The sequence below is a fragment of the Mycobacterium sp. IS-2888 genome (genome assembly GCF_001954215.1).
In the GTDB taxonomy this organism is placed as follows: Bacteria; Actinomycetota; Actinomycetes; order Mycobacteriales; family Mycobacteriaceae; genus Mycobacterium.
This window is the reverse complement of sequence record NZ_MBET01000025.1, coordinates 40,664-66,634: the sequence shown is the minus strand read 5'-3', so window position 1 is coordinate 66,634 and position 25,971 is coordinate 40,664. Positions and strand designations below refer to the sequence as shown.

Sequence of the window (25,971 nt, the reverse complement as noted above, 5' to 3'; positions counted from 1 at the left end):
CAGAAGCTACCGGACCTGCAGCAAACTCGCGCCCCAAAACGCCGGACGGGCCATCGGGATCCGGGCGTGGCAGGCTGGGCAGGGTGAGCGAGCTCGTCGAGGATTTCGAGGCTCAGCGCTCGCGCCTGTTCTGGTTGGCGTATCGACTGCTCGGGTCGGCGAGCGAAGCGGAAGACGCGGTACAGGATGCATACCTGCGCCTACACGCCGCCGACCCGGCCCAGATCGAATCGCTGCCGGCATGGCTGACCAAGGTCGTCACGAACCTGTGCCTCAACCGGCTCACCTCGGCGCGCGCTCGCCGCGAGGTTTACCCCGGGCCGTGGCTTCCGGAGCCGGTCCTCACCGACGACCGGGCGCTCGGCCCGCAGGAAACCGCCGAGCAGCGCGAGTCGGTGTCGATCGCGCTGCTGAGCTTGATGGAACGCCTCAAACCCAACGAGCGGGCGGCGTTCGTGCTCCGAGAGGCGTTCGCCTACAGCCACTTCGAGATCGCCGAGATCCTGCAACTCTCGGAGATCAACGTCCGGCAGCTCTACCGGCGCGCGAGGGAACGGCTGGGTGAATCCCGGCAGCGATTCCAGCCGGACCGGGCGCAGTGGCGGTCGCTGGTCGATCGATTCTTCACCGCGGCCGGCGCCGGCGACGTGGGCGGACTCGTCGAAATCCTGACCGCCGATGCGACGTCCACCGCTGACGGAGGCGGCAAGGTGGGCGCCGCGCGGCGCACGATCCTGGGCCGCGACCGGGTGTCCCGCTACGTGGCGGGCGCGTTCGGCAGGAACATGCCTGAGCTCGGTCTGCGTCTGGATGTCGCCGACGTCAATGGCGAGCCGGCAGTGCTGGCATTCGACGGCGAGACGTTGGCCGCCGTCCTGTACTTCGAGATCAGCGGCCAGCGGATAGCGGCGCTGCGTGTGGTGGCCAATCCGGACAAGCTGAGATTCATTGCCGAGCAGTTGTCACGTCCGGCCGGGCTGCCCGGTTCATAAGGGTATGGCTAATCGAGTACTGGTAACCGGCGGCACGGGCACCGTCGGGCGCATCGTCGTCGACCATCTTGCGGCCGCGGGCAAGGACGTCCGCGTCCTGAGCCGGGGACGGCGCCCGCAGCAGTCCACCGACGTTCAGCACGTCGTCGGCGACGTGCAAACCGGCGACGGCTTGGACGCGGCGCTGGACGGCATCGACACGATCGTGCATTGCGTCTTTCCCAGCGAGCGCCTGGTCGCGGCGGCGAAACGAGCCGGCTCACCGCATCTGGTGTTCGTCTCCATCGTCGGAATCGACCGCATCCCATTCGCCTTCTACCGCACCGTGCTCGCCAATGAACGCACGATCGCCGAGTCGGGCCTGCCGTGGACGGTGCTGCGGGCCACGCAGTTTCACGATCTGATCGCGTTCCTGTTGCGGATGCTCGCGAAGCCGCCGGTGATGGCGCTGCCGGCGGGCTTGAGGTTCCAACCGGTCGACGTGCGCGACGTGGGCGCGCGGTTGGCCCAACTGGCGCTCGGCGAGCCCGTCGGGCGTGCACCGGATTTCGGCGGGCCGCAGCCGCGTGCGCTGGACGATCTCGCCCGCAGCTACATGGCGATCGTCGGCAAGCGCCAGCCGATCGTCCCGATCCGGTTGCCCGGCAAGGTCTTTCGCGGGATCGGCGCCGGCGGGCTGATGACCCCGGAACACGCCGACGGCACGATCACCTTCGAACAGTACCTTCGCGAACAGGTCGACGCGGGTCAACGGCCGTACCGCGACGCCATCCGCGCCTACCTGCCGCGCCCTCGACTCAAGGGGTCGCGGTGAATGCCCGGCAGGCCGTGCTTCGCGCCGGAGTGTGGTTTCTCACATTCGTGACGCTCGCCGTCGGACTCGTCGCGACGCTTTCCCCCCGAGCGTTCTACGACCACGTGCCCTGGGTGACCCTCGTGCCGCCGTTCTCCGAACACCTGATGCGCGACTACGGCGCGATGAATCTCTCACTTGCGCTCGTATTCGTCGTCGCCGCAATAACGATGGAGCGCCGCATGGTCCGGGTCGCGCTGGGTGCGTACGTGCTGTTCGCGGTCCCGCACCTGATCTTTCATGTCAGCCACCTGGAGCACTTCACGACGGCGGCCGCGGTCGCGCAGACGATCGTCCTCACCGTGGCCGTGCTGCTGCCGGTTGCCCTGCTGCTCCTCACCACGTGGCGACCTGGGTCAGCCCCCATAATGGAAGCAAATGACTGTCGTGAAGATCAGGCTCTTGGTGACCGTCGCGATTCTCGTTATATCGACGTTGGTGGGCTGCACGTTCCAGTCCAGGAACCCCCCGACCAGCACGACCCTTGAGGTCTCCATGGATGACGTCCTCAAGCAAAGCGTCATCACGCAGAACGCCACCGTTGCCGTCGGCAACACACTGACACTGAAGTTGGGCTCGAACTACACCACGCCGTATCGGTGGACGGCCGAGACGAAGATCGGCGACACGACGATCCTGAAGCAAACCAGTCACGAGTTTGTCCAGCCGAGCAGCGACAGGCTGGGGGCGCCCGGAACCGAAGTCTGGACCTTCGCGGTGCTGAAACCCGGGATCACCACGATCACCACCTACTACACCAGTTTCGTGGGCCGCGACCCGACGCCGAAGAGCACTTACAACGCGACCGTGACGGTGCGGTAGAAATTTGGCTGTGTTTGGTTTCCTTCGCAACTGGCCGCGGTTGAGCAATGTGCCCGCGGACCTGCGTGAGCAGCTCGAAGCCGAGGGTCTGATTTTCCTTGCGGGGAATGTCGGCGTGAGTCGGCATTTCAGCGGCCATGTCCCGGGCGTCTTTTCGGCCTCCGGGGTGTCCCGGTATAAGGGCGCGTTCGCGTTCAGCGATGCGCGGGTGGTCGCGACCTTTCCGGCGCGGGGGGACACCAACCTGCGGTCCATCGATTGCGGTTGGGATGCCGATAAGGGACCGGCGACCGCGACAATCACCGGCAAAGGTCTGGTGATCGACATCGGGTTGCACGGCGTGGACCGCGCCTGCAGCGGCATGATGAAGCTCAACTACAAGAGGAAAATCCCCGACGAGGTGCTGGAGAAGCTGCCGAGCACGACGTTGCGCTTTCCGGTCGAGCCGGTCTTCGTCTACCGCGCCGCCGGGGTGCGTCCGAAGTAGATTGTGGCGTAACGGATTTGGCTATTCTGCGGGCCGCAGCATCCGCCCGGTGACCCGCGCCGAGAGCCCGCCGGGCATCAGGTGGCTGAACGTGGACGTGAACCGGTTGCGCCAGCCGGGTACGACGACGGGCCGGCCTCGGTCCAGGGCTTTCAGGCCGGCGGCCACGACGGGCTCTGGTGCGGCGAGGCGTCGATAGATCGTGGTGTGCGAAACGTCGGATCCGAGCGCGTCGACGAACCCGGTGCGGGTTGGGCCCGGGCACAACGCCGTCACCGTGACTCCGGATTTTCGGGTCTCCGCCCACAAGGCCTGGCTGAGCGACAGCACGAATGCTTTCGACGCGCCGTAGGTGGCTTGGTAGGGGCCAGGCTGAAACGCGATGGTGGAGGCGACATTCAGGATTCCGCCCCTCCCGCGCTGGAGCATTTGGGGGAGCACCGCATGCGTGAGGCGGACCAGCGCGTCGATGTTGACGGCGACCAGTTCGTGCTCGCGCTCGGTGTCGATCTCGGCGAACGGGCCGTAGGTGCCGAAGCCGGCGTTGTTGACCAGTACGTCGACGTCTCGGTCGCCGAGGTGGGCGATGAGGTCGTCTATGCCTTTTTCGGTGGCGAGGTCGCCGATGACGAGTTCGGCTTGTTGGCCTAGGTGTTGCGCCACCGCGTTAAGCCGTTGCTCGTCCCGTCCGGCGAGGACCAGACGATGGCCGCGTTTCGCGAGTTGGTCGGCGAAGATTGCGCCGAAGCCCGAGCTGGCCCCGGTAATGACGGCGAGTGACATGGCTAAACTCCTTGATGTCCAACGGTTTTCACGGCCGGCCGGACGGCCAGGGCGTGGCTGACGAGACCGATCGCCGCACCCAAAATGGGCCAGATCGGCCAGAAGTACGCGACGCCGGTCGCTGCCCACACGGTGAGCACGATGGCGGCCATCGCGACGAAGGCGGTGAGGTGGATGCGCACCCCGAGGCGGGCCGCCGCCCGGCGGGCGGCGCGGCGGCGAGGGTCGGCACGGCGGATGCGATCGAGGGGAAGGTCCGTCAGCAGCTGCTTTAGGTCCCCGGTGGTGTGTGCTTGGTACGCCGCCTGCAGGCGCTGGTCGTAGTCGTGCAGTTCCAGGTAGCCCTGCGCGAGTGCCTGGCCGAGGCGTGCGGCCGTCCTCTGTCGGTCGCGGTCGCCGGCGCGGTTGTTCGGGGTGGTGGTCACGAGTTGGTTGCTCATTTCTGCTCCTCGATGAAGATGTGAATAGCATTAACATAGACCATAATGTTAATGTCGTCAACATGACACGGAAAACGACGTCTGCGCGCCGGGATAGTTACCACCACGGCGACCTGAAACGGGCGCTGACCAGTGCCGCGCTATCGCTGGTGGCCGAGAAGGGGCCGAAAGGGTTCACCCTCACCGAGGCGGCGCGGCGCGCCGGCGTCAGCGCGGCGGCCCCGTATCGGCACTTCGCCGACAAGGCCTCGTTGCTGGCCGCCGTCGCGGAACAGGGGTTCCTCGAACTGCACGCCGAGCTGGCCGCCGCCGCCGAGGCCGTGGCGGATCCGAAGGCGCGGGTCGTCGAACTGGGCCGCGCTTATGTGCGCTGGGCGGTGAGCCACCGGGACCGCTACCAGGTGATGTTCGGCGCCGAGATTTCGAAAGCGGACCACCCGAGCCTGGCGGTTGCCGCGGAGCGCGCGTTCGGCGACCTGCTCGAGGTGATAACGCAATGTCAGGAGGCCGCTGGCCAGGACCCGCGTTCGATTGCCGGCCCGCTCTGGTCGTTGGTGCACGGCGTCGCCTCGCTTGCCATCGGGGGCGAGTTGCGTGCGGTCGGCATTCAGGCAGACCCGGAAGCGATGATTGAAGGCGTTGTCGCCCAATTGCTTTGAGGACGCGTAGACTCCGCGGTCATGGCTGCGTTCCATCGGCCGCTGGCGATCAGCGTCGCCGGGCTCATGCTTGCCGGTGTCGGGCTGGCCATCACCGCGTTGGTCTCCGCAGTAGCGCACCGCGAGACGGTTCAAGCGCTGGCGTACATCGCGGTTGCGGTCGCCCTGACCGCCGTCGCGGTGATGGTGCTGCGTGGTTTTCGTTGGGTGATCCGGGTCGTCCTCGTCGCGCTCGCCGGGCAGCTCCTCGCGATCGCGGGAATCATCTTGGAGCTCAGCCACGGCATCGATGCCCGTAAAGCGGGCCAGTTGCGCCGGCTCGGGTTCGATCCAACCGCGGGCGTGGTCGTCAACTTGATCTATTCCAGCGTCGGGTTTGCGCTGTTCTGCTGGTTCGCTGGACGTTGGCTCGCCGCACGGCGACGCAGCTGAGTCACATTGGCCACACGAGTCTCTCGAAAAAGGCGACACCCTCTGTGCCCGCCTCACAGCGACAATTGCGTCGGGAAGAGCACGTCGGGATTGAGGATGCCCGCGGGGTCGAAGCTCTGCTTGATGCGGCGCATGAGCTCGACCTTGACCGGGTCCTCGAGCTCGAGGAAGTAGGGAGTTTTGGCGCGGCCGAGTCCGTGTTCGCCGGAGATCGCGCCACCCAATTCCATTGCCAGCGCGAAGATGTCGGTCAGAAGCTTTTTCCGACTCGACGGGTCCTTGCAGATGATGGCCAGGTGCACGTTGCCGTCGCCGGCGTGCCCGCAGCCCGCCGCGGCACCGCCGGCAGCCACCGCCAATTCGCGTGCACCCGAAAGGAATTTCGGCATCGCGGAGCGCGGCACGACGGTGTCGATGATGTCGTCGGCGCCGATTGCCTTGGCCGTCCAAAACGCCTTCTCGCGTGCCTCGATCAACCGGCGGGCCGCGCTTCCCTCGAGCACGTAGGCGTCGACGGCACCCAGCTCGGCGACCAGTTCGCCGGCGCGCTCGACGTCCTCGTCGAGCCGGTTCGCGGTGCGGTTCTCAAGCGCCACAACGAGATACGCCTGGCAGCTGTCGCGGATCTGATCCGGAATCCCAAGCTCGAGGTTCTGGGTATGGACGAGGGCGGCCATCGTCATGTTGTCGATGTACTCGAGGATGTAGGGCACCAGGCCGCTGGCCACGATGCGAGGCACCGCCTGCATGACTTGGTCGAAGTCGGCGAACGGGGCGAGCACGGTGGCGCTGTGATCGAGGCGCGGATGCAGCTTGACGATCACCTCGGTGGCCAGGGCGAGGGTGCCTTCGGAGCCCACGATGAGCTGCGTCAGGTCGTAACCGGTGGAGACCTTGGCGATCTTGCCGCCGGTCCAGATGAGCTCGCCGGTCGGCAGCGCGGCCTGCAGCCCGAGCACGTTGTGGCGGGCGATCCCGTACTTGACCGCGCGCATGCCGCCGGCATTGGTTCCCACGTTTCCGCCGACGCTGGAGGACAGCTCGCCGGGGTGAACCATGTAGCTCAGCCCGGCGTCGACGGTCGCGGCGTCCAGCTCGGTCAGCGTCACTCCCGGTTGGACGACGGCGACCTGGTTAGTCGTGTCGACCTCGAGGACCGCGTTCATCCGCTCGAAGGAAATGACGAGCCCGCCTTCCCGCGGTATCGCCGCGCCCGACAGGCCGGTCCCGGATCCGCGGGCCGTCACCGGAACCTTGTGCTGCGTGGCGGTTTTGAGCAGTCGCGCGACCTCGTCGGCGGATGCCGGTTTCGCGACCCACCCCGGTTTCTGCGGCGTCGTCGTCAACACCTCGTCGTGGAAGTAGTCGTCGGGGATGGCGTCGCCGGTCAGCAGGTTTTGGACCCCGACGATTTCCGCGAAGCGCGCCGTCATGTCGCTCATCGTAATTGGGATCGGTAGTGGCCCGGCCGGTGTGTAGTAGCCGCATGGCTTTGAAGAGGATCGTCGCCGGGGCACTGGTATCGGGCGCCATCGCCACCGCGGGGTTGGGGATGGCCGCGGGCGTCGCCCACGCCGATCCTTTTGGCCACGTCGGCGGAAACTGCCCGGCGGGCCATACGTGCGGTCACTGGTGTCCCGGCGAGCGGATTCCGGACAACTTCATCAACTGGAACATGGGCGTGTGCCACGAGTACTACTACGACTATCGTGGTGTCGTCGATACCGGCAACGGCGCCGTATATGGCTGGCCGAGCGGACCGATCAACGCTCCGCCGCGGCACACCGGCCCTCCCAACTTCAACTGCGGCCTGTTCTGGTGCCCAGTACCGCCGCACGCGTGAGCTGGCGCACGTTACGTCGACGCCGAATTTGGGAATCCGCCGGGCTGGACCATGTTCGAGCTGACGGAAGGATTTCCGATTGTCCTCTACCCGGTTCGGGCGATACGAGCTGCAAGCACTGATCGGCAGCGGTGCGCTGGGCGAGGTCTATCGGGCCTACGACACGGTTAAGGATCGGCGCGTCGCGCTCAAGCTGTTACGTGCGGAGAGGGCCGCGGAACCTGGCTTCCAGCAACGCTTTTACCAAGCGTGCCGGGCGACGGCGCTATTGCAGGAACCGCACGTCATCCCGGTGCATGACTTCGGCGAGATCGACGGGGTGCACTACCTCGACATGCACCTAGTCGAGGGCGGTAGCCTGCGCGACCTGCTGCGCGAGCGGGGCGCGCTGGAATCCTCGCGTGCGGCGTCGATCACGGCGCAGGTGGCGCGTGCGCTGGACGCCGCGCACGCCGCGGGCCTGACGCACCTTGACGTCAAACCGGAAAACATCCTGCTCACGCGCGACCACTTCGCGTACGTCGTCGACTTCGGCATCGCGCATGCCGGCGGCGACGCGACGATGTCGCGCACCTACATGGCGCCCGAACGGTTCACCAGCGGGCGGATCGGGCCGCAGACCGACGTGTATTCGCTGGCGTGCGTGCTCTACGAGTGCCTCACCGGGCAACCGCCGTTCGAGGGCTCGGATCCGCAGGAGCTGAAGAGCGCACACCTGCTGTCCCCGGCGCCGCGGCCCAGCATCATGCGCCGCGGCGTCGGCCGGGCCTTCGACGACGTCGTCGCCCGGGGCATGGCCAAGCAGCGCGCGGGACGGTTCGCGTCCGCAGGCGAGCTGGCCCGGGCGGCCAGCGAGGCGGTGTCCTCGGCCGACGAGCGGATTCCCGTTGCGGCGGGGCAGAGCGTGCCGCCGCGCACGCGGCCGTTCGCGGCGTTCTACCCCAATCCCGATGACACTGGCTCGAGCCCCTACCCGCCCGCGGAGTCGACGCCGGACCGGCCGGCCCGCCCGCTGACGATCGGCCGGGCGCCGCTCGTGCTGACGGTGGCCGCGGTGGTCGCGTTGGTTGTCGGGCTGGTCGTCGCGGTGGGATCCGTGGTCTTCACGCCCCGCAACGGCACCGTGCCGTCGCAGACCCAGCGGGCTGCGCCTCCGCCGAGCGCGCCGGCACCGAAGACGCCGTCGCTGTCGACCCCGGTGAAGGGCGCCGACGGGTTGGGGTTCGTCGGCGAGACGGCCCGGTGCGACCCGGGCAATCCGCCCGCCGCCGTGGTGCGCACCGCTCAGTCGCTCGCGGTGGTGTGTGAAAACCTCAGCGGCAGTTACTACTACCGCGGTGAGCGTATTCGCGACGGCGCCCACATCGAACTGTCCAACGCCGAACGCGCGGGGGACGGGTTCGATGTCACCAATCCGCTCAACGGCGTCCGCTACGAGGTGCGTCCCGAACGGCTGCGGATCATCAGCGGTGAGCACGTCGATTCGTCGGAGCCGGTGCTGCAGTACGCCACAGCCAGCTAACGGGTGAGCCGTTTACGCGACCTGCGATGGCGATGCAGAGTCAGCCTGGCTTAGCCCAAACCGGCCATCGACTGCGGCGTGTTCTTGTCGCCAGATCGCGGATTGCGCCGAGAAAACCGGATGGGCGGGCTGCGGATGCTGCTGGAGTCGGTCGAACTTGTCCAGCCGATGCATGGGCGTAACCGTGATGCGCATCATGTTCCAGAGTTCGCGAACGAAATTGCCTGGGGTGCGCCGTAATTCCGGGCCACCGACATAGCGGCGCGCGATAGTCAGGAAGTCCTCGGGTTCGACGCCGGCGACATCGTGGACATGGGTCGTCGGGCCGCCGACTTCCCAGGTCCCCAGACCGTACTCCGGCCCGTAGTGACGCATGCCGGACTGGAAGAACTCGTCGAAACCGAATCGTTTTCCGTTCGCGCGCAGGGCCTTCATGAACATCCGCGGCGGGATGTCGATGTGACGCACCCGCCGGCCCAACGCCTCACCTATCGCGTCGGCGATCTCGGCTCCGGTTAGCAGAGTCGGCCCGGTCGGGCGGTAGGCCCGCCCGTCGTGACGGTGCGGATCGAGCAGGGCACCGACGGCGACGCGGGCGATGTCCTCGTTGGACGGCGGGGCATTGCGGCCTCCGCCGGTCGGCACCGGCAACACGCCGAGCTGCGCGGCGACCGAGAGCAGGTTCAGGTAGCCGTCGGCGAAGTAGCCGGGATCGACCGCGACGTGGGCGGTGTTCGGCAGCAGCTCAAACAACTTGTCGGTCAGCCAGGCCTGCCTCGTCATCAACGAGGGGTGCTCGGGGCTGGCCAGCCATTGCCCAAGCGCCACCACGGCTTCCACTCCTGCGCGCTGTGCCGCGACCGCGAAGGCCACCGCGCTGTCGAGTACATGGGGATGCCACGGCGGATTGAAATAGAGGCGGTCGACGCCGTCCATCGCGGCCGTAACCTGTTGAATGTCAAACATATCGGCGACGACGACCTCGGCGCCCAACTGACGCAAGCGGGCGCTGCGCGCGTCCTCGCGGTGCACCAAAGCCCTTGTCGGCATGCACTTTTCCAATAGCTGGGCGGCTACCGCGCCGCCAATCTTGCCGGTGGCGCCTGTCACCAGCACGCGTGAGTTTGTCATCGGACTGTCCTTCCACTAATCGATACTCGAACCACCAGTCAATGTGACCACTGGTTACATTGCAGTATGCGACGCCATGTGACCGTTGTCAACATCGAGTCGGTGTGGGATTCTGGCGAGCATGACCCCCGCCGGCCCCGAGCGCGAAAAGCCTTACCACCACGGTGCGCTGAACTCAGCGTTGGTGGAGGCGAGCATCGAGCTGGCTCGCGCAGGCGGACCCGATCGGGTCATCCTGCGCGAGGCCGCCCGGGCGGCCGGGGTGTCGCACTCGGCCGCATACCGTCATTTCACCGACCGTGAAGCGCTGCTGGACGAGGTGTCGCGGCATGCGCGCAGCGAGCTCGCCGCCGAGATGCGCCGACGCGTTGCCCGCGCCAGAGCTCCCCGCCAGCGGCTGCGCGCGGTCGGTACGGCCTACATTGAGTTCGCGTTGACCGAGCCCGGACTGTTCCGAACCGCGTTTACCTCGCATCCCGCCACTGCGCCCGCCGCGGATCAGGCTCGCGCGAGCGCCGGATCACCACGTGATGGTGCCGATCCCTTCGAGATCCTCAGCGACGTGCTCGACCAATGCCAAGCCGCCGGACTGCTGGACCCACGCCGCAGGCCCGGAGCCGAGATTGCGGTCTGGTCGGCGGTGCACGGCCTCGCGAACCTCCTGCTGGACGGGCCGTTACCCAAAACCGCGGCCGGCATCGAATTCGCGCAGCGGCAAGTGTGGGACCTTATCGAGCGCGGACTGCTGACCGGCGGCTCGTCATGATTCCGCGTGAGGCATCACCAGGGGCGCGGTGTGCGCCTGCTCGCTCCCGGGGTGAAGGTGACCGGTAGCTGGCCCAGCCCGGTCATGCTCGGGTTGCTCATGTATTGGTGCGTGTTTTCGACGTCGACCCGGTAGTCGGGCATGCGGTCGAGCACGGCTTTCACCATGACCTCGGACATCAGGCGCGCCAGGTGCGAGCCGATGCAGCGATGCGGCCCGAGCCCAAAGGCGAGGTGGCGGTTGGGCATTCGGTCCAGGATGACGTCGTCGGGTCGCTCGAATTCCCGTTCGTCGTGGTTGGCGGAGAGCCAGCTGATGATGACGCGGTCATTTTTCCTCAGGTGTTGGCCGTCGAGCTCGACATCGCGGGTGACCGTGCGGCTCAGTGACTTGTTGACCGAGAAGTAGCGCAGAAATTCGTCGGTGGCGGTGCGGTAGAGCTCGGGGTGGTCGATGAGTTGTTGCCGTAGCTCCGGATGCGTGCCCAGGTGTTTGAGCGTGAGCGCGGTCTGTGAGGTGGTGGTGTCGACGCCGCCGCCGATGAGGTTCCAGATGATGTTGAGCAGCTGTTCGTCGGTGAGGCGCCGGCCATCGAATTCGAACTGGATGAGGAAGCTGGTCAGGTCTTCTCGGGCGTCGGCTCGTCGGGCCGCCGCGAACTCGAGGACCTCTTGCATCATGGCGGGGACTTTGGCGATGGCGCTGGCGTACTCGTCGCTGTCCTGGGGGACGGCCATGACGGAGTGGAACAGGTTGGCGTAGAGGTGCCAGTTGTCGTAGGGCAGGCCCATCAGCTTCATGGTGAGGATGGCCGGGACCGGGCTGGCGTAGTCGAGCACGAGGTCCATCCGCCCGTCCGTGATCTTTTGGTCGAGGAACCAGTGCGCGGATTGCTCCATGAAGGGCTTGAGCTTTTCGACGGCGCCCGGCGAGAAGAACGGCGCCAGCGCGTGGCGCAGGGCCAGGTGATAGTCGCCGTCGACCTCGCCGATGCCCAGGGCCGGCTGGCCGTCGGGGCGCGGCACGCCCATCTCGCCCTGGTAGTCGACGCCGTCGTCGGAGCAGGGGTCGTATCGATGGGAGAAGGTGCCGTCGTCGCGGGCGGTTTGGCTGACCGCGTCGTAGCTGCTGAGGAACCAGAAGCCGCCGTAGTTCTGGTTCCAGGCGACAGGGCATTTCTGCCGTAGCTCGGCGTTGATCTGCTGTTGGTTGAGGTTGAACTCGTCGGAGTGGTGGTCGAAGTCGACGATTGCGTCGGGCCTGACGTCGGGACGGGTTGTCATCTGGAAGTCCTCCACGAGGAGACCTGGCACCTCTAGCGGTGGTTGCCGCGTATCAAAGCTATCTTTGCATTATTACGCTTTTGAATACGTACGAATAGTTGGCCTGTGTCCGTCAGAGCCCGAGCCGTTTTGGAAGGTTGTAATGTCCAGTCACCGAACAACTTTCAACCATGTCGGGCTTTGCGTCGCCAACTGCGAGCGGTCCCGCCGGTTCTACGAGGGGCTACTCGGCTTCCAGTTCTGGTGGGAACTCGACGTGCCCGACGAGGCTGCCGATCAGCTGCTGCAGCTTTCCAAACCGCTCGGGGTCCACGCGACCTACTTGCTCCGGGACGGCTTCGTCCTCGAACTCATCGATTACTCGCGGCGTGCAGTTCACGCCGGCTCGGAACGGGTCATGGACCAGATCGGACTGACACACATCTCGTTTTCGGTGTCTGACCTCGCCGGCGTGTTGGACATGGTTGCGGATTTCGGGGGAGCGGTGGTCGACGGAACGGTATCGGAGCAATCGGCGATGATCCGGGATCCAGATGGACAATTGCTGGAATTGCTTACGGACAGTTGGCTTTCGGTCCTACCGCCGCGGCTTTAGTGGGTTTGTTTAGCACGATCAGGCCGACCCAAAAGTCGATCTTGACGTCCTCGATCACACGGGGCTTCGCGGCGACGTGCGGCTATGCGACTGGTTTAATCCCAGTATCGCGCACCAGAATTTTTGCAGTTCAAGCCCTATATTTCAGATCCGTCGTATGCTCCATGGGCCAGATATGGGCTAAGCCGTTTATATGACGTCGCGACGATGGCCAACGTGCGCAGTGCTGTTCACTGGTCGCGCCACGTCCTAATCGCCGCGAGCAGACCCACAGCCACGTCGCCGAACCCGCGAAACCGCAGCGAACCGACTCCACCGCGGGGATCCCAATGGACGGTGGCGGACACATCGGATAGCTGGTTCATGCCGAGCAAGTCGGAACCCCCATCGTTGGGTTTGATGGTCGTATAGCAACTCGGGCTTGATCGAACTGTATGTGGCTTTCCCAGCCGATCTGTGACGGTGAACTCCGCCTGTAGGCCGGTTACGACGATGCCAGCGGAGACTCCGGTAGTCGTGCTGGCGGTGGCGCCTGTGATGGGTTGCCGCCCGAACTGCCGTCCCACAGAGTCGCGGACCGCCGCCAGGGCCGCCTCGGTGTCGACCAGCCACGTGACGTCGACTGAATGCTCATTACCGCTCAATGCGTTAGCACCTATCAGCCGGCCGCGCTGCTGCGGACGCCCCCGGCCTGTCAGCGTCATCTCGACAGGCTGCTTTCTACTGACCCTGACGCGGCTCCGCCGCTCGGTTCGCGCTCAGGTATGGGTTCGAAGTAGACCGGGCTTCCTATCGTGGTTGCTCGATCGAGAATCTCTTCCACGCTTTCCGTGGCGTGCAGTTGGTCGTCCACAAATCCGGCGACACGACCTGCAAAATCGAATTCGATCGTTCGTCGAATTTGGTCGAACAAGTTCCGTTGGCGTACGAGACTATCGCGTTCATCCTCCTGCAGTCTGCCCTGCTGGACGAGGCTGTCCATCCAGGCCCTGAACTCTTCTGGGTTCACGCGGCTTCCTCTTTCCCCTGGCCCTTACCGCTACGCTTTATCGGCACCGTCACCGCGCTTCACGATTGCGCGGGTGAACGCGATGACCGCGACGCCAATGAGGCACACGACGACTCCGACCACGGCGGTCTGCAAGTGCACTTTGTTTCCGATCTCAAGGTCCACAGACCCGTCAACCTTGCCGAAGATCATGGCGACGCCAACGGCGATGATGGCCAATCCGGCAATTAGGCCGATGATGCCCTTGATTTGCTCAAACCACGCGTGGCCCGAACGCTTTCCCTCTGGAAGGTCGCCGAGATCGATCTCCTCGGCGGGGTAGTCCTTATTGCCCTCGCCCTTGTTCTCACCGGGGGCACCGGCTGTATCCGAACTCATTTGAACCTCCTTACAAGTGCAGCCTTTCACATGGTTTAACGAGGCGAGATTCTTTAGCCGGGTTTTTGGAAACCGTTGGGCGAGATTTTGGCTGCCGCCGAATGCGCGACATCGAGGCCATCGACTCCGAGGTGCGATTGGTGGCGGATCTTCGCCGTGCGGCTCGCGAGCGGGTCTGGTGCTCCCGTCGTTAGAGGTGGCGGATGCGCTGCTGGATGAACACCGCGAGCTGGTCGGAAGTTGACCGCGCTACCCGGTTTTGTCCACCCACCGTGGCACGGGCCCGTACTCGCGTAATCGCTAGGCGGGCGTGACCTATTTCGACCGACCGGTGCCGCCGTGCCAGGAGCCTGACCCTTGCTTGTGTTGGGAGTGGCTGTATGTGCCGTCCCCGTCGGGAAGGTTGCTCTGTGTGTGGTCCGGCGACGGCACGCAGTTGCCGTCGACGTTGGTGTAGCCGCCGCACGACGGAAGTGGGGCCTTCGGCGACAGCGGGGCCACGAGTAAGTGCGATTGGGCGCTGGCTATAGGCGCCGCACCGATCGCGGCTCCCATGAAGATTGCAGTGCCGACGAGTACCGAACGAACCATGTATCTACCCCCTGGGTCTCTGAGGGCCTGCTGTCGCAGTCCCGAGTATCACCGTGGGAGGTTAGCGCGACAGCCGTCACTGAGAGGCCGTTTTGATACGAAAGTACCAAAAAGGCCTCGCAGAAAGCTGGTTTCAAAACCAAGCTCGCCGCTCATGGACGACGCTGACCCCATTGTGGCGCGGGGGCGGGGTGGGCCGCTGCCGTCGATAGACGTGGCGCGGACGGGGGGCAACCAGGCAAGGATCCGCCGCCGAAGTCAGGTCACTGGATCTTGTCGTGCTTCGCCAAATTGTGCCGGGCGCACATCAATTGAATGTTCTCAGCTACGAGCGACGAGCCGCCGCGCGAGTACGGGATGATGTGGTCGAAGTGCAGGTTGTCGCTGCTTCCGCATTCGACACACATGCCTTGGTCGCGCTTCCACACCGCCAGCTTCACATCAGTTGGGATGACGCGGTTCTGCTCGAGGCGCGGCTCGCGCTCGTCGATGACCGGCGTCGCCTCTGGATCGACCTCGAGCCGGAACTTGAATACCAACCGACCGTTTGCCTCTTCGCGCCAGCCATCCATGAGCCTGAAAGTGCCGTTGAACGTCCAGATGCCCGTGCGCATCTTTTCGTACACCCGGACACGCTCCGCGAGCGTGCCCAGTTCGCGGTGTTGTGAGGCAGCTTGGAGAAATAGTCCGTTCTGAGTAAGCGTGCCCCCCGACCCGTGCTCCGGCTGGTCGAGCGTCTTCGGGTCCGGGCCGCCTCGGACTTGTGGCGTGTCGTGGCCCTCGTAGATGAGGACACGACCATCATCTTCAACGCGGTCATCGTAAGGTGCGCCCGGCCGGCGACTCATCAGAATGACGCTTGGCCGACCGCTGCTGCCGAAGTTCATACCGCGCTGTAGGTTGACCCCTTCCTCACGGCACATATCCAAGTAAGAGATGACTTCCCCCGGTACAAGCACAGGCAGGATCGTAGGCGATGCGCTCACGGCAAGGAGGGCGCTGACCGTCGTGCGGGCGGCGGTCGGGGCGTGAGGAGGTCTAACTGAGAGGTTGCTGGAAGTCCATGCGAAGTCCTGCGGCGCTGAGGACGGCGTTGTTAGCGTGCCCTATCACCTACGGGTCGAGACCGTAGCTCACGGGGGGCTAGATGGTGGTGTATTCGATGGCGCTCGCGTTGAGAGGTGAAGCGTGAAGCATCGTTTCAGAGACGGCGCGATGATCGCAGCCGCCGTCCTCTTAGCCCTGGCGGCTTGCGGCGTGTATCACCTCGGGCTGGGATGGTTCATCTTCTTCATAATCAGCGGCGCGGTCGCCCAGGCGATCGCCCGCGGGAAGAATCGCAACCAGAATGCCTGGTTCGCTGCCGGTGTGCTGTTCGTGGGGTTTGTGCTGGTGGTGGCACTGCTGCCGAAACTGCCGGATCCCGCGCCGGATGGGATGACCGCGGAGAAGTGCCCGCGCTGCAACGCGGAGCAGAACGTGCCCGAGAATGCGCCCAGCTTTACGTGTTGGCGTTGCCGGTATGAGGCGCGTTTGATCGGGACACCGGGGATGCCGGCCGCTGAGTTGCCACAGGCGCAGCCCGCACTGCCGCCGCCGGGGTGGTACCAAGACCCGGCAGATCCCGATCAGCACCGGTATTGGGATGGTCAGCGGTGGTCTGACCCGCCGCCATCACCACCACTGCCGGAGATGCCGCCGCCGGCGGAGCCGCGAGAGAAGTGGGTGTGACTATTGCACGTTAGTTGCACGCTAGCTCCATAGCTAGGCTAGATACCATCGTTTAGCTGTGTAAATAATGGTGCGCGATACCGGGATTGAACCAGTGCCGATGAACACGCGAGCACGGCAGAGGCTCATCTCGCGTCTTCCACGAACAGCGCCATCGACGCGGTGAACGCGTGCAACGCGTTGCGGCCCGCGATCGGGCCGATCTCCCCGGCGGCGAAGAAGCCGGCGAGCGGAATCCCGCCAAGTAGTCCCTCGATCGTCGACGCGTCATGGTCAGCGACCCCGAACATCCGCCGGCCACGCCCGTTGCAGGTGAACAGCAGCGCGCCAACCGGACGTCCGGGCAGCTCGGTTGCCGCCCGCTCGACGGTCAGGCGCAGGTCCTTGTCGGCCCCCGTCGCGTCACGGACCTGGAACTGCACGGTCGCGCCGACCTCGACAACCTCGCCGATCTCGATCGCCCCGGTCGATTCGTCGGCGCCGAGCAGGCCGCGGATCAGGAAGTCGCCCTGGCCCGGAGCCGCCAGGTGCTCATCGACGACGATCCCGATCGACAGGCCCCGGCTGACCAGTTCCTGCTCATCGCGCGACAACCCCTCGACGATCTCGCGCAGGCGCTGCAGCGGCGGCAGGCCGCCCAGCTCGGTGATCACTGTGCCGTCTTCGGCGCCGGTGACGATATACGGCTCACCGATCGGCCGGCAGCCCTGCGACACCACAGGGACACCGCGCACGCCGGGCAGGCGCACGCCGACGAGGCCGGAGGTGAGCACGTCGTGGTCGTGGAACAACCGGGTTTCGCCGGGTCCCCGCCCACCGCTGACCACGCCGCCCACCACCGTCGTTCCGGGCAGGTCGGTGTTGAGGTGCTCGACGAGCAGGCTCGACGGGAACGTGTACGGGTCCGGCAGCAGCAGGTGCAGATCGTGCGCGGCCCGGTCGAACCGGTAACCGCTGATCAGGCCACCCGAGCCAGTCCGGACGAAGTCCAGCGCGAATGTCTCGGCGGCCAGGCCGGACGCCAGCCACACCGCTACCGCGGGCCCGTCCTCGATCTCGCGGCCGCCGGCGACGATCCCCTGGGCGACGCAACCGATCAGCGCGGGCGCCTCCACGATCCTTTGCACCTCGTCGAGGACGTCGACGGCCTTGTCGGTGTGTGATCGCGATGCGAAGAGTACGGCGAGCGACGGCGCCTCACCCGCGAGCTTGCCGCGCGCGTGCGCTGCAGCCTCCACCGCGCCCTGGCGTGCGTCGGGCGCGGTGCTCACTCCGACTCCGATCCGCACCCTTCAATGATGCGCCGCCCCGACCACGTTCATGCCTAACCGAGCGCGTCTCGGAGGCGTCCCCGCGCCTGGTCGAGCCGGACGGCGGCCTCGGCCGCGTCGACCCCCGCGAGCAGCGCGACGATCGCGGTCTTGGCATGGCCGCCCGCGGCGTTGAGCGCGGCGGTCGCGATCTCCTCGTCGACGCCGGCCGCGTCGCGGACGATCCGCACCGCGCGGCGACGCAGCTTCGCGCTGGTCGCGCGCACGTCGACCATCCGCGGTCCGTAGGCCTTGCCGAGCGCGATCATCACGCTCGTCGAGAGCGTGTTGAGCACGATCTTCTGGGCCGTTCCCGCGGTCAGCCGCGTGGACCCGGCGAGAACCTCAGGGCCGGTGAGCAATTCGATCACGACGTCGGCAGACGCCACGCTAGCCGGGTTGTTGACGATCGCGACGGTCAGTGCGCCCGCCGCGCGCGCGTGCTCGAGCGCCCCGAGCACATACGGCGTGCGGCCCGACGCCGTAATCCCGACGAGCGCGTCGGCGGCTGTCAGGTCGGCGAGATCGACGGGGTCGAACGCGTCCTCCGCGCCCTCGATCGCCGCGGTCAGCGCCGCCGGCCCGCCGGCGATTACGCCGCGCACGAGGTCGGTGCCGAATGTCGGCCCGCACTCGGCCGCGTCGAGCACGCCGAGCCGCCCGGGTGTTCCGGCGCCGGCGTAGATCAGCCGGCCGCCGCGCTCGAGTCGTGCCGCGACCGCCTCGGCCGCCGCCGCCATCCGCGGGACCGCCGCCGCCACTGCGGCGTGCGTCTCGCCCTCGGCGGCGACGAGCAGCGCGACAACCTCGCCGATGGGCCGCGCGTCGAGGTCGTCCAGGTCTGACCGCACGGCCTCGGTGGCCAGCGCGTCGAGCCCTTGCGGGGCAAGGGTTTTGGGGGCGGCCTGCACGCGGATCACGTGCGGTTCGTGGATCGCGCCCAGCCGCAGCGCGCCGTCGAGCGCGTCGCCGGCGGCCGGGACCAGGTCGAGGTGTTCGCGCAGCGCCTCGACCCCCGCCAGGCCGCCGACCATCGCCACCGGGCCATCCCCGGCCGCGCGGGCGGTCGCCGCGAGCGCCGCGGCGGCGGCGCCGACGATCGCCGATGCCACGGAATCGTCTTGCGCGGCAAGGACTTCAGGCGCGAAGGAGGCGAGGGCGGCAGCACCGGTCAGCTGGGCGGGCCAGGTCTCCGGCGCACCGAAGCGGGCGCGGGCGGCGTCGAGCAGCGTGGTGGTCGGGCCGCGGCCGTCGTGGGCGCGCAGTGCCGCGCGCAGTCCGGCGGCGCCGATCCACGCGCCGCCGCCCTCATCACCCAGCCACGGGCCCCAGCCGTCGGCGGTCCGCAGCGCGCCGTCGGCGCCGATCGCGAGCGCCACGACACCGGTGCCGACGATCAGGACCACACCCGGCTTCCCGTCCAGGGCGCCCGCGTGCGCGATCACGGCGTCGCTGGTCACCGCGACGCGCTCCGCCCGCAGCGAGGCCAGCAGCGCATCGCCCACGGCGCGCGCCGCGTCCGGCGCCGCCAGCGCCCCGGCGGCACCCACGATCACCTCGTCGACCGGGCCCAGCTCTCGCGCGAGGGTCAGGATCGCCGCCTCGGCCGCCCGCACGCCGCCAGGTGCCGCGAGCCCGGGTGCGCCCGCCTCCTCGGCCCTTCGGCCGCCTGCCGCGGCCCGGCAGGACGTCTTGCCGAGGTCTACGGCCAGGATCACCCGAGCAATCCTGTCATGAGGGGCCGCGTGTTGACCAGGGCGGCAACGCTACCGCCATCATCTGCTCCTTCGAATTACTTTCCAGCACTTAGGATTTCGCTCACTGTGGCTACCCGCCCGCAGGTGGCGGCCTGAAACAGTCGGCTGAGCGGGAATTCAGGCTGGCCCCCGACCAGTACCTGTGGCACATTTGGCAAATGAAAGACGACGATCCCGAAAAGCGGATCCGCGAGTTGGAGCGTGGGCTTGCCGACGCGACGCCAACCGCCGACAGCACGCCATATATCGGGAGCGAGCCGTACGCGCCTCAGGCGCCGTATGCGGGCGCTCCGACGTACTCGACAACACCGACGTATGGCTACGGCACGCCACAGCCGCGACGCAGCCCGTCATTCTCGTGGTTGCTCGTGCTCGTCGTCCTGGGGATTCTCATCCCGGTCGTCGTGGGCCTGGTGATGATGTTCGTGAGGTCCAACCCCAGTGGGTCGATCATTGGAAGCATCGGGCCGAACTTGAAGCCCAGCAACGGCCCCACCGAAGTACCCCAAGGCGGCGACCTCCGAGTGGGCGGCAGCATGGAGACCAAGACGGTCGCCTGCAACGACGGCAACCTGACGCTCTACGGCACCGGCGGCACGTATACAGTCACCGGGCACTGCGCCAGCCTCAAGGTGGGCGGCTACAACAACAACGTCACCGTCGACAACGCCGACACCCTGGAATCCAGCGGTTACAGCAACACGGTCACCGCCCACGCGTGCAACAACTGCAAGCTCACGCTGTCGGCCTACAGCATCGAATTCGAAGTCACCGGCCACGCCGCCAGCCTCACCATCTCGAGCTACGACAACAAAGTCACCGTCGACGCCGTCGACCGCATCAACGTCTCCGGCTACGACAACGTCGTCACCTACCACTCGGGCACGCCAAAGATCACCGACTCGGGCCGCTCCAATACGATCCACCGGGGCTGACGCCGGCCGCGACCTTTTCTTCGCGCGCCTAATGTTTTCTGCAACGATAGGGTCCACCGGGCCGGATCGGGACCAGAGGGGGTACTCGGTCGAAATGAACGAGTTGAAGTTTCTGGAGTTGCACGGCGATCGGATGGCCTACCGCGACGCCGGCGATGGGGAAGTGCTGCTGCTGATCCACGGCATGGCCGGGAGTTCGGCCACCTGGCGGGCCGTGCTACCGCAGCTGTCGAAAAAATTCCGGGTGCTCGCTCCGGATCTGCTGGGCCACGGCGAGTCGGCGAAACCCCGCAGTGACTACTCGTTGGGAGCGTTCGCGGTCTTGCTCCGCGATTTCCTCGACGAACTCGGCGTCAGCCAAGTCACTGTGGTCGGTCAATCGCTCGGCGGCGGTGTCGCCATGCAGTTCGCCTATCAGCACCCCGACTACGTCAACCGGTTGGTGCTCATCAGCAGCGGCGGCCTCGGTCCCGATGTCGGAATCATCCTACGGCTGCTCTCGGCGCCCGGCGCGGAGCTGCTGTTGCCGATCATCGCGCCGAAGCCGGTGCTCACCGTCGGCAACAAGCTCCGGTCATGGTTCAGGGGCGCCGGCATTCATTCGCCGCGCGGCGCCGAGACATGGAGCGCCTACTCGTCGCTGTCGGATCGGCAGACGCGGGCGTCCTTCCTGCGCACGCTGCGGTCCGTGGTCGATTACCGCGGGCAGGCGGTCAGCGCGCTGAACAGGCTGCAGGTGCGCGCCGACCTGCCGATCATGGCGATCTGGGGCGAGCGGGACAACATCATTCCCGTCGAGCACGCGTACGCCGCGGCGAAGGTGCGCACGGACGCCAGACTCGAGGTGCTGCCTCACGTCGGTCACTACCCGCACGTCGAGGCGCCGAACGAGGTGGTCGAGCTGATCGAGGACTTCATCGCGACCACCGACCGCCGCGACGTGGACAGCTCACAGCCGAGCTCCTAATACACAGCGCGGCTTGCCATGATGGGCGCATGGCCGAGCGTGATCGGGACGAATCGGGCCGACCCCGAAGTGCCCGCCCGCGTGATTCCTTGGGCCGACCGCTGCCCTATGGCAGTGAGGGCGTACCACGGATCCCCGATGACCTTGACCTGGCACCGGCCGAAACCCTGGCCTCTGCCCAGGATCTGCTGGACCAGGGCCTGGCGTTCAGCGCGCACGAGGTCCTTGAGGCGGCCTGGAAGCACGGTCCGGAAGACGAACGGATGCTGTGGCAAGGCCTGGCGCAGCTCGCAGTTGGCATCACCCATGCCCAGCGCGGCAACGTCAAGGGTGCGACGAGTCTGCTGCGCAACGCGTCGGCCCGCCTTTCCCATGCCGACCGCCCGGGGCGCTACGGGACCGATGTCGCCGGTTTGGTGGATTTTGCGGATGCGCTGATCGACGACCTCGCGGCGGGTGTCGAGATCCCGCCGCAGCGGCTGCGACCACGTCTGGTGGTCGTCGAACCTGGTTGCAAGTAGCGGCTTTTGGAGCCTGCTGGCTCGCGTCGACGGATGGGGATGGCTCCGGCGCCTAGCGCGTTCGGAGTTCCTTCCGTCTTAGAACGCTCGTCGAGCACCCCGTCCTGATCCTCGACCGCACTGTCGCCCCGCCACCCACACGGCCGCTAGCGTGTATCTGGCCCCGGCAGCACGGGAGTCCTTCGGCATGATCGGTTTCCCGAACGGCTGGGACTTCGAGATCGCGGATGAGGCTTGCGAACGCGACGCGGTGGGTAATGGGGGTATCGATGAGTGACAGCGTGCAAACCGGAACCATCACCACCCAGGTGCCGGCGCGGCTGGACCGGTTGCCCTGGTCGCGGTTTCACTGGCGCGTCGTCGTCGGGCTGGGCGGCGTGTGGATCCTCGACGGGCTCGAGGTCACGATGGTCGGCAACGTGTCGGCCCGCCTCACCGAGAAGGGCAGCGGCATCGAGCTGACCCCCGCCGACATCGGCGTGGCGGCGGCGATCTACATCACCGGGGCGTGCCTGGGCGCGCTGTTCTTCGGCCACCTGACCGACCGCTTCGGCCGTCGCAACCTCTTCGTGCTGACCCTCGTGGTGTATCTGACCGCCACCGTCGCCACCGCGTTCGCCTTCGCGCCCTGGTTTTTCTACCTGGCCCGCTTCTTCACCGGCTCCGGCATCGGCGGCGAATACGCCGCCATCAACTCGGCCATCGACGAGCTGATCCCAGCGCGCGTTCGCGGCCGCGTCGACCTGATCATCAACGGGACCTATTGGCTGGGTTCGGCCGCGGGCGCGGCCGGCGCACTGGTCCTCCTCAACACGGCGAACTTCCCGGCGAACGTCGGTTGGCGGCTCGCCTTCGGCATCGGGGCCATCTTCGGCATCTTCGTCCTCGTCGTGCGGCGCAACGTCCCGGAAAGCCCGCGCTGGCTATTCATTCACGGGCGCGACGAGGAAGCCGAGCAAGTCGTCGGCGACATCGAAGCGGAAGTCCAAGAGCACACCGGCGAAGCGCTGCCCGAGCCGCAAGGCCGGCCACTAAGAATCAGACAACGCGAGACCATCTCGTTCGTCGAGATCGCCCGGGTGGCGTTCAAGCTCTACCCGCGGCGCGCGGTGCTGGGCCTGGCGCTGTTCATCGGGCAGGCCTTCCTCTACAACGGCGTGACGTTCAACCTCGGCACGCTGCTCAGCGGGTTCTACGGGGTCGCCTCAGGGGCGGTGCCGGTGTTCTTCATCCTGTGGGCGCTGAGCAATTTCTTCGGCCCGCTGTTGCTCGGGCACCTGTTCGACACCGTCGGCCGCAAACCGATGATCACCCTGACCTACATCGGCTCGGCCGTCGCGGTCGTCGTCCTCGCGGTCCTGTTCGTGACCAAGACCGGCGGCGCGTGGACGTTCATCGGGGTGCTCGCGGTCGCGTTCTTCCTGGCCTCGGCCGGGGCGAGCGCGGCCTACCTGACCGTCAGCGAGATCTTCCCGATGGAAACCCGGGCCCTGGCGATCGCGTTCTTCTACGCGGTGGGCACGGCGATCGGCGGGATCACCGGGCCGCTGCTCTTCGGCCAGCTGATCAACTCCGGAGATCGCAGCCAGGTGGTCTGGTCGTTTTTGATCGGCGCGGTCGTGATGGCCGCCGCCGGCCTGGTCGAGCTGTGGCTCGGTGTCGCCGCCGAGCGCCGACCGCTCGAAGAACTGGCCCTGCCGTTGACCGTGGCCGATGCCGACGAGCCGGACCAGAAAAGCCCGTAACCTGGCACGGTGGCTGCGCGCAAGGCCCCGTCGACCCGTCTGTCGGTCCAGGACTGGCTGCAGGCCGGCTACGCCGTGCTCGCCGAGGAGGGCGTGCGCGCGCTGAAGGTCGAACGGCTCTGCCAGCAGCTGGGCGTGACCCGGGGCAGCTTCTACTGGCACTTCGAGGACATGGACGGCTATCGCGCCGCGCTCGTCGAATCCTGGAACACTTTCCTCGAGCGCGACCGCCAATCCCTGGCCGAGCTCGATGCGCTGCCACCGCGGGAACGGTTGTCCGCCATGATGATTGACTTGGTCAGCCCGCAGCATTGGATGCTGGAGCGCGCGATGCGCGAGTGGGCGCGCACGGACCGGGTGGCGGCAGCGAACATCCGCGCCGCCGACCGACGCCTCCTGCAAACCGTCGCAAAGGCCTACGCCGACTACGGTTTTGGCCCTGACGACGCCAAGCTGCGAGCGGAGTTGACCTTCGCGGCGGGGATCGGGCTGCTGCACCTCGCCGCTTCCGCCGAGCAGGCGCAGTCCGTCGCGCAGCGAGAACGATTCCTCGACCTCATGCTGGCCGATCCCGTGGACGGTGCCCAACGCTAGTGGCGTAGCGTCGACAGTGAGCCGTTTCGTTGTCGGCGGTCGTCCACCGCTCTCCGCGGCATGACATCACGGGCAATGTGATTCCTCCGGCGCCCCGCACCCGCGGGGCGGTGACGCCGTCCGTGAAGGAACATCCGTGGATCGTCCAGACCTGTCGGCAATGACCCATCCGATTAGGGCCCGACGCCGAGCCGATCCAGTACGGGTTTCCGTGGCTTGCGAATTAGGCCACGACATCGACGGTGCCTGGTGGCCACGGGTAGATCGCATCACGAACGAATTGCCCAACCTTGTCGAGACCCTGACCCCGTTGCTCGGAGCGATCGCGTCGATCAATGTCAACTGGCCACCGCTGCAACGACCACCCGATTTCAACTCTCCGGGATGGGAGGGCAGACAGCAGCACGTGATGACAATCAGCGGGTGCGATGCGCGTGCCAACCTATTGATCATTCCGTATGCGACCTACAGCGCGCTCGCCCTGATGGTGATGCGCCGGGCCGCCAACCTGACGATCGAACCCGCCGACTGCAAGAAACCCGCATTCCTGATGGCTGGCTCGATTCTGCACGCCGCCCAGCTGCAGCAATCGCGGACCAAGCTCGCCGGCCCGTCGTAAGCGCTCAGATCATCGCGATCGGCGAGATCTTCGCGCCAATTGCCAAGGCCCCGGCCAACTCTCGGCCGACGTCGTAGTCGAACACGACGTGGCCGGCCGCGATGTCGACGTCGCGCTTCGCGCGCTGCAATGGGTTCGCCAAGAAGTGCGCGCTGGCCCCGGCGGCTTCCATCAGATCGACGATGACCGACCGACACTCGTGCACGGTGTGGGCAGCTGCCATGCGCGCGTTGGCGCGTGTCGATCGTCGGACGCGCTCGCCGCTGACCACGATGCGCTCGATCTCGTCGGCGGTCTCGGCGATCAATGCGCGCACTGCGCGCAGCCGCACGTGGGCATCCGCGAGCCTGATCTGGGCGGCGGGCTGATCCTTCTGCGCCACACCGCTATACGCGAGCACCCGGCTGGCCAGCCGTTGGGCGAATAGCTCGGTCACCCGTTCGGCGGCCCCGAGGACCGGCATCGCCGCTGTCAGCGCGAGCGCCGGCACCAGCGGCCACCGATACGTCGCGACCCCGTGAAAGTCCGCTCCCGGCGCGGTTCCGCCGTAGATGTCCGACACCGCGACGATGCGGTGCTCGGGCACGAAGACATCGTCGGCCACGAGGTCGTGAGAACCGCTGCCGCGCATGCCCGCGGTGTGCCACACGTCGGCGACCTCGACCTCGCCGGCTGGCACCGCCAGAAGCGACGGGCTGACACCGTCCGGTTGCTCGATCAGCGCCCCGACGATCACCCAATCCGCATCCATCGCCCCTGTCGCCCACGACCACCGCCCCGTCAGGCGCACCCCGCCGTCCGCCGCGCTGCCGCGCCCGGTCGGGGCCAGGGGAGCGGGCGCCAGAACCGGTCCCGAGGCGAACACTTCCTCCTGAAGCCGCGGATCGAACAGCGACAGCATCCAGTTGTGCAATGCATAAAAACCCAGGGTCCACGCGCTCGATGCGCAGCCGTGCGCCATCCGCCGGATCGGTCCGAGCAGCTCGGGGAACGACGCCTCGATGCCGCCGAACCGGGCCGGAAGCAACAGCCGGATCAGGTCGGTCCGCCTGAACTCGCTGACCGTCTCCGCGGGCAGGCGCCTTAGCCGCTCGGCCTCGTCGGCACGTTCGGCCAGCCGCGCGACGAATTCATCGGTAATCCCGTGCAGGGGGCGGACATCGACGGCGGACATGCCGTCGACCGTAACATACTTTTTTGTATGGT

General features: G+C 66.7%; 31 protein-coding genes and 1 pseudogene. 18 read left to right on the top strand and 14 right to left on the bottom strand.

The annotated features are described in order from the left end of the window. Positions 1 to 83 precede the first annotated feature (83 nt). From A5745_RS04345 to A5745_RS04325, 5 genes are read left to right on the top strand one after another with little or no spacing between them, the layout of a single operon-like run. Positions 84 to 992, top strand: a complete 909-nt coding sequence (locus A5745_RS04345) for an RNA polymerase sigma-70 factor (RefSeq protein WP_076115223.1) — start codon at positions 84 to 86, stop codon at positions 990 to 992. Positions 993 to 996: 4 nt separating this feature from the next. Further along, positions 997 to 1,806 (top strand): SDR family oxidoreductase, encoded by an 810-nt coding sequence (locus tag A5745_RS04340; RefSeq protein WP_076115222.1) that lies wholly within the window; start codon positions 997 to 999, stop codon positions 1,804 to 1,806. Beyond that, positions 1,803 to 2,333 (top strand): hypothetical protein, encoded by a 531-nt coding sequence (locus A5745_RS04335; RefSeq protein ID WP_254848494.1) that lies wholly within the window; start codon positions 1,803 to 1,805, stop codon positions 2,331 to 2,333. The genes A5745_RS04340 and A5745_RS04335 overlap by 4 nt, the downstream gene beginning before the upstream one ends. After that, entirely contained in the window at positions 2,233 to 2,667 is a 435-nt protein-coding gene (locus A5745_RS04330) for a protease inhibitor I42 family protein (RefSeq protein WP_076061065.1), read from the top strand. The genes A5745_RS04335 and A5745_RS04330 overlap by 101 nt, the downstream gene beginning before the upstream one ends. A gap of 10 nt (positions 2,668 to 2,677) precedes the next feature. Further along, a complete protein-coding gene (locus tag A5745_RS04325; protein WP_083662707.1) occupies positions 2,678 to 3,154 on the top strand; it encodes a hypothetical protein in 477 nt (158 codons plus the stop codon). A 21-nt stretch (positions 3,155 to 3,175) separates the two neighbouring features. Here A5745_RS04325 and A5745_RS04320 read toward each other — a convergent pair whose 3' ends face one another. Both A5745_RS04320 and A5745_RS04315 read right to left on the bottom strand, forming a co-directional pair. Beyond that, positions 3,176 to 3,937: an SDR family oxidoreductase gene (locus tag A5745_RS04320; protein ID WP_076115220.1), complete on the bottom strand. Its 762-nt coding sequence runs from the start codon at positions 3,935 to 3,937 to the stop codon at positions 3,176 to 3,178. Positions 3,938 to 3,939: 2 nt separating this feature from the next. Continuing rightward, on the bottom strand, positions 3,940 to 4,377 hold the full coding sequence (locus A5745_RS04315; RefSeq protein ID WP_076115219.1) for a DUF1707 domain-containing protein: 438 nt from the start codon (positions 4,375 to 4,377) through the stop codon (positions 3,940 to 3,942). 62 nt (positions 4,378 to 4,439) lie between these two features. Here A5745_RS04315 and A5745_RS04310 point away from each other — a divergent pair, with 62 nt between their 5' ends. Further along, positions 4,440 to 5,036: a TetR/AcrR family transcriptional regulator gene (locus A5745_RS04310; RefSeq protein ID WP_076115218.1), complete on the top strand. Its 597-nt coding sequence runs from the start codon at positions 4,440 to 4,442 to the stop codon at positions 5,034 to 5,036. A gap of 21 nt (positions 5,037 to 5,057) precedes the next feature. Continuing rightward, positions 5,058 to 5,468 (top strand): hypothetical protein, encoded by a 411-nt coding sequence (locus tag A5745_RS04305; protein WP_076115217.1) that lies wholly within the window; start codon positions 5,058 to 5,060, stop codon positions 5,466 to 5,468. Positions 5,469 to 5,521: 53 nt separating this feature from the next. On the opposite strand, the gene A5745_RS04300 is transcribed toward A5745_RS04305, so the two are convergent. Next, positions 5,522 to 6,910, bottom strand: coding sequence for an FAD-binding oxidoreductase (locus tag A5745_RS04300; RefSeq protein ID WP_076115216.1), 1,389 nt, complete (start codon positions 6,908 to 6,910; stop codon positions 5,522 to 5,524). A 44-nt stretch (positions 6,911 to 6,954) separates the two neighbouring features. Here A5745_RS04300 and A5745_RS04295 point away from each other — a divergent pair, with 44 nt between their 5' ends. Both A5745_RS04295 and A5745_RS04290 read left to right on the top strand, forming a co-directional pair. Continuing rightward, positions 6,955 to 7,311 (top strand): hypothetical protein, encoded by a 357-nt coding sequence (locus A5745_RS04295; RefSeq protein ID WP_076115215.1) that lies wholly within the window; start codon positions 6,955 to 6,957, stop codon positions 7,309 to 7,311. A 79-nt stretch (positions 7,312 to 7,390) separates the two neighbouring features. Continuing rightward, positions 7,391 to 8,833, top strand: a complete 1,443-nt coding sequence (locus A5745_RS04290; RefSeq protein ID WP_076115214.1) for a serine/threonine-protein kinase — start codon at positions 7,391 to 7,393, stop codon at positions 8,831 to 8,833. A gap of 12 nt (positions 8,834 to 8,845) precedes the next feature. On the opposite strand, the gene A5745_RS04285 is transcribed toward A5745_RS04290, so the two are convergent. After that, on the bottom strand, positions 8,846 to 9,964 hold the full coding sequence (locus A5745_RS04285) for an NmrA family NAD(P)-binding protein (RefSeq protein ID WP_076115213.1): 1,119 nt from the start codon (positions 9,962 to 9,964) through the stop codon (positions 8,846 to 8,848). Between the two features lie 121 nt (positions 9,965 to 10,085). Here A5745_RS04285 and A5745_RS04280 point away from each other — a divergent pair, with 121 nt between their 5' ends. Next, entirely contained in the window at positions 10,086 to 10,730 is a 645-nt protein-coding gene (locus A5745_RS04280; RefSeq protein WP_076115212.1) for a TetR/AcrR family transcriptional regulator, read from the top strand. A 14-nt stretch (positions 10,731 to 10,744) separates the two neighbouring features. Here the strand turns inward: A5745_RS04280 and A5745_RS04275 are convergent, their stop codons facing one another. After that, the gene (locus A5745_RS04275) at positions 10,745 to 12,013 is read right to left on the bottom strand and encodes a cytochrome P450 (protein WP_076115245.1); all 1,269 of its coding nucleotides are present in this window, start codon (positions 12,011 to 12,013) and stop codon (positions 10,745 to 10,747) included. Positions 12,014 to 12,155: 142 nt separating this feature from the next. Between A5745_RS04275 and A5745_RS04270 the strand changes: the two genes are divergently transcribed. Then, the gene (locus A5745_RS04270; protein ID WP_076115211.1) at positions 12,156 to 12,608 is read left to right on the top strand and encodes a VOC family protein; all 453 of its coding nucleotides are present in this window, start codon (positions 12,156 to 12,158) and stop codon (positions 12,606 to 12,608) included. A gap of 230 nt (positions 12,609 to 12,838) precedes the next feature. On the opposite strand, the gene A5745_RS04265 is transcribed toward A5745_RS04270, so the two are convergent. The 5 genes from A5745_RS04265 to A5745_RS04250 form a co-directional block, all read right to left on the bottom strand. Beyond that, positions 12,839 to 13,312, bottom strand: a complete 474-nt coding sequence (locus A5745_RS04265; protein WP_139329440.1) for a hypothetical protein — start codon at positions 13,310 to 13,312, stop codon at positions 12,839 to 12,841. Beyond that, positions 13,309 to 13,617 carry a hypothetical protein gene (locus tag A5745_RS24205; RefSeq protein WP_139329439.1) on the bottom strand — a complete coding sequence of 103 codons (309 nt, stop codon included), beginning with the start codon at positions 13,615 to 13,617 and terminating at the stop codon, positions 13,309 to 13,311. The genes A5745_RS04265 and A5745_RS24205 overlap by 4 nt, the downstream gene beginning before the upstream one ends. A gap of 30 nt (positions 13,618 to 13,647) precedes the next feature. After that, a complete protein-coding gene (locus A5745_RS04260) occupies positions 13,648 to 13,995 on the bottom strand; it encodes a hypothetical protein (protein WP_076115209.1) in 348 nt (115 codons plus the stop codon). Positions 13,996 to 14,310: 315 nt separating this feature from the next. Beyond that, positions 14,311 to 14,550 (bottom strand): DUF3761 domain-containing protein, encoded by a 240-nt coding sequence (locus tag A5745_RS25290; protein WP_076115208.1) that lies wholly within the window; start codon positions 14,548 to 14,550, stop codon positions 14,311 to 14,313. Between the two features lie 299 nt (positions 14,551 to 14,849). Continuing rightward, on the bottom strand, positions 14,850 to 15,473 hold the full coding sequence (locus A5745_RS04250) for an HNH endonuclease (RefSeq protein ID WP_083662719.1): 624 nt from the start codon (positions 15,471 to 15,473) through the stop codon (positions 14,850 to 14,852). Positions 15,474 to 15,774: 301 nt separating this feature from the next. On the opposite strand from A5745_RS04250, the gene A5745_RS24865 reads away from it, so the two are divergent. Further along, complete coding sequence (locus A5745_RS24865) at positions 15,775 to 16,317, top strand: DUF2510 domain-containing protein (RefSeq protein ID WP_217695265.1); 543 nt, start codon at positions 15,775 to 15,777, stop codon at positions 16,315 to 16,317. Positions 16,318 to 16,442: 125 nt separating this feature from the next. Here the strand turns inward: A5745_RS24865 and A5745_RS04240 are convergent, their stop codons facing one another. The 3 genes and pseudogenes from A5745_RS04240 to A5745_RS25280 all read right to left on the bottom strand — a co-directional run. Continuing rightward, the gene (locus A5745_RS04240) at positions 16,443 to 17,606 is read right to left on the bottom strand and encodes an FIST N-terminal domain-containing protein (RefSeq protein WP_076115207.1); all 1,164 of its coding nucleotides are present in this window, start codon (positions 17,604 to 17,606) and stop codon (positions 16,443 to 16,445) included. A 35-nt stretch (positions 17,607 to 17,641) separates the two neighbouring features. Next, positions 17,642 to 18,538 carry an N-acetylmuramic acid 6-phosphate etherase gene (locus A5745_RS25285; protein WP_076115243.1) on the bottom strand — a complete coding sequence of 299 codons (897 nt, stop codon included), beginning with the start codon at positions 18,536 to 18,538 and terminating at the stop codon, positions 17,642 to 17,644. Positions 18,539 to 18,625: 87 nt separating this feature from the next. Then, a pseudogene (locus A5745_RS25280) lies at positions 18,626 to 19,345 on the bottom strand (BadF/BadG/BcrA/BcrD ATPase family protein); the annotation flags it as partial. Between the two features lie 197 nt (positions 19,346 to 19,542). On the opposite strand from A5745_RS25280, the gene A5745_RS25215 reads away from it, so the two are divergent. From A5745_RS25215 to A5745_RS04200, 6 genes are all read left to right on the top strand, one after another. Then, positions 19,543 to 20,319, top strand: a complete 777-nt coding sequence (locus tag A5745_RS25215; protein WP_076115206.1) for a DUF3060 domain-containing protein — start codon at positions 19,543 to 19,545, stop codon at positions 20,317 to 20,319. 94 nt (positions 20,320 to 20,413) lie between these two features. Then, positions 20,414 to 21,286: an alpha/beta fold hydrolase gene (locus A5745_RS04220; protein ID WP_076061099.1), complete on the top strand. Its 873-nt coding sequence runs from the start codon at positions 20,414 to 20,416 to the stop codon at positions 21,284 to 21,286. Positions 21,287 to 21,315: 29 nt separating this feature from the next. Further along, the gene (locus A5745_RS04215) at positions 21,316 to 21,807 is read left to right on the top strand and encodes a DUF309 domain-containing protein (protein ID WP_076115205.1); all 492 of its coding nucleotides are present in this window, start codon (positions 21,316 to 21,318) and stop codon (positions 21,805 to 21,807) included. Positions 21,808 to 22,076: 269 nt separating this feature from the next. Beyond that, positions 22,077 to 23,552: an MFS transporter gene (locus A5745_RS04210; protein WP_076115204.1), complete on the top strand. Its 1,476-nt coding sequence runs from the start codon at positions 22,077 to 22,079 to the stop codon at positions 23,550 to 23,552. 9 nt (positions 23,553 to 23,561) lie between these two features. Further along, positions 23,562 to 24,146 carry a TetR/AcrR family transcriptional regulator gene (locus A5745_RS04205; protein WP_076115203.1) on the top strand — a complete coding sequence of 195 codons (585 nt, stop codon included), beginning with the start codon at positions 23,562 to 23,564 and terminating at the stop codon, positions 24,144 to 24,146. 160 nt (positions 24,147 to 24,306) lie between these two features. Then, on the top strand, positions 24,307 to 24,765 hold the full coding sequence (locus A5745_RS04200; RefSeq protein ID WP_076115202.1) for a DUF5994 family protein: 459 nt from the start codon (positions 24,307 to 24,309) through the stop codon (positions 24,763 to 24,765). 4 nt (positions 24,766 to 24,769) lie between these two features. On the opposite strand, the gene A5745_RS04195 is transcribed toward A5745_RS04200, so the two are convergent. Continuing rightward, positions 24,770 to 25,939 carry an acyl-CoA dehydrogenase gene (locus A5745_RS04195; protein WP_076115201.1) on the bottom strand — a complete coding sequence of 390 codons (1,170 nt, stop codon included), beginning with the start codon at positions 25,937 to 25,939 and terminating at the stop codon, positions 24,770 to 24,772. Positions 25,940 to 25,971: the final 32 nt, after the last annotated feature.

Bases quoted from the DNA above. Each gene is read 5' to 3' on its own strand.
- A5745_RS04285 (WP_076115213.1), bottom strand. From the start codon at position 9,964: ATGACAAACTCACGCGTGCTGGTGACAGGCGCCACCGGCAAGATTGGC.
- A5745_RS25290 (WP_076115208.1), bottom strand. From the start codon at position 14,550: ATGGGAGCCGCGATCGGTGCGGCGCCTATAGCCAGCGCCCAATCGCAC.
- A5745_RS04310 (WP_076115218.1), top strand. From the start codon at position 4,440: ATGACACGGAAAACGACGTCTGCGCGCCGGGATAGTTACCACCACGGC.
- A5745_RS04265 (WP_139329440.1), bottom strand. From the start codon at position 13,312: ATGACGCTGACAGGCCGGGGGCGTCCGCAGCAGCGCGGCCGGCTGATA.
- A5745_RS04270 (WP_076115211.1), top strand. From the start codon at position 12,156: ATGTCCAGTCACCGAACAACTTTCAACCATGTCGGGCTTTGCGTCGCC.
- A5745_RS04320 (WP_076115220.1), bottom strand. From the start codon at position 3,937: ATGTCACTCGCCGTCATTACCGGGGCCAGCTCGGGCTTCGGCGCAATC.
- A5745_RS04295 (WP_076115215.1), top strand. From the start codon at position 6,955: ATGGCTTTGAAGAGGATCGTCGCCGGGGCACTGGTATCGGGCGCCATC.
- A5745_RS04275 (WP_076115245.1), bottom strand. From the start codon at position 12,013: ATGACAACCCGTCCCGACGTCAGGCCCGACGCAATCGTCGACTTCGAC.
- A5745_RS04200 (WP_076115202.1), top strand. From the start codon at position 24,307: ATGACCCATCCGATTAGGGCCCGACGCCGAGCCGATCCAGTACGGGTT.
- A5745_RS04305 (WP_076115217.1), top strand. From the start codon at position 5,058: ATGGCTGCGTTCCATCGGCCGCTGGCGATCAGCGTCGCCGGGCTCATG.
- A5745_RS04220 (WP_076061099.1), top strand. From the start codon at position 20,414: ATGAACGAGTTGAAGTTTCTGGAGTTGCACGGCGATCGGATGGCCTAC.
- A5745_RS04340 (WP_076115222.1), top strand. From the start codon at position 997: ATGGCTAATCGAGTACTGGTAACCGGCGGCACGGGCACCGTCGGGCGC.
- A5745_RS04215 (WP_076115205.1), top strand. From the start codon at position 21,316: ATGGCCGAGCGTGATCGGGACGAATCGGGCCGACCCCGAAGTGCCCGC.
- A5745_RS04280 (WP_076115212.1), top strand. From the start codon at position 10,086: ATGACCCCCGCCGGCCCCGAGCGCGAAAAGCCTTACCACCACGGTGCG.
- A5745_RS04315 (WP_076115219.1), bottom strand. From the start codon at position 4,377: ATGAGCAACCAACTCGTGACCACCACCCCGAACAACCGCGCCGGCGAC.
- A5745_RS04300 (WP_076115216.1), bottom strand. From the start codon at position 6,910: ATGAGCGACATGACGGCGCGCTTCGCGGAAATCGTCGGGGTCCAAAAC.
- A5745_RS25215 (WP_076115206.1), top strand. From the start codon at position 19,543: ATGAAAGACGACGATCCCGAAAAGCGGATCCGCGAGTTGGAGCGTGGG.
- A5745_RS04260 (WP_076115209.1), bottom strand. From the start codon at position 13,995: ATGAGTTCGGATACAGCCGGTGCCCCCGGTGAGAACAAGGGCGAGGGC.
- A5745_RS04210 (WP_076115204.1), top strand. From the start codon at position 22,077: ATGAGTGACAGCGTGCAAACCGGAACCATCACCACCCAGGTGCCGGCG.
- A5745_RS04195 (WP_076115201.1), bottom strand. From the start codon at position 25,939: ATGTCCGCCGTCGATGTCCGCCCCCTGCACGGGATTACCGATGAATTC.
- A5745_RS04250 (WP_083662719.1), bottom strand. From the start codon at position 15,473: ATGAACTTCGGCAGCAGCGGTCGGCCAAGCGTCATTCTGATGAGTCGC.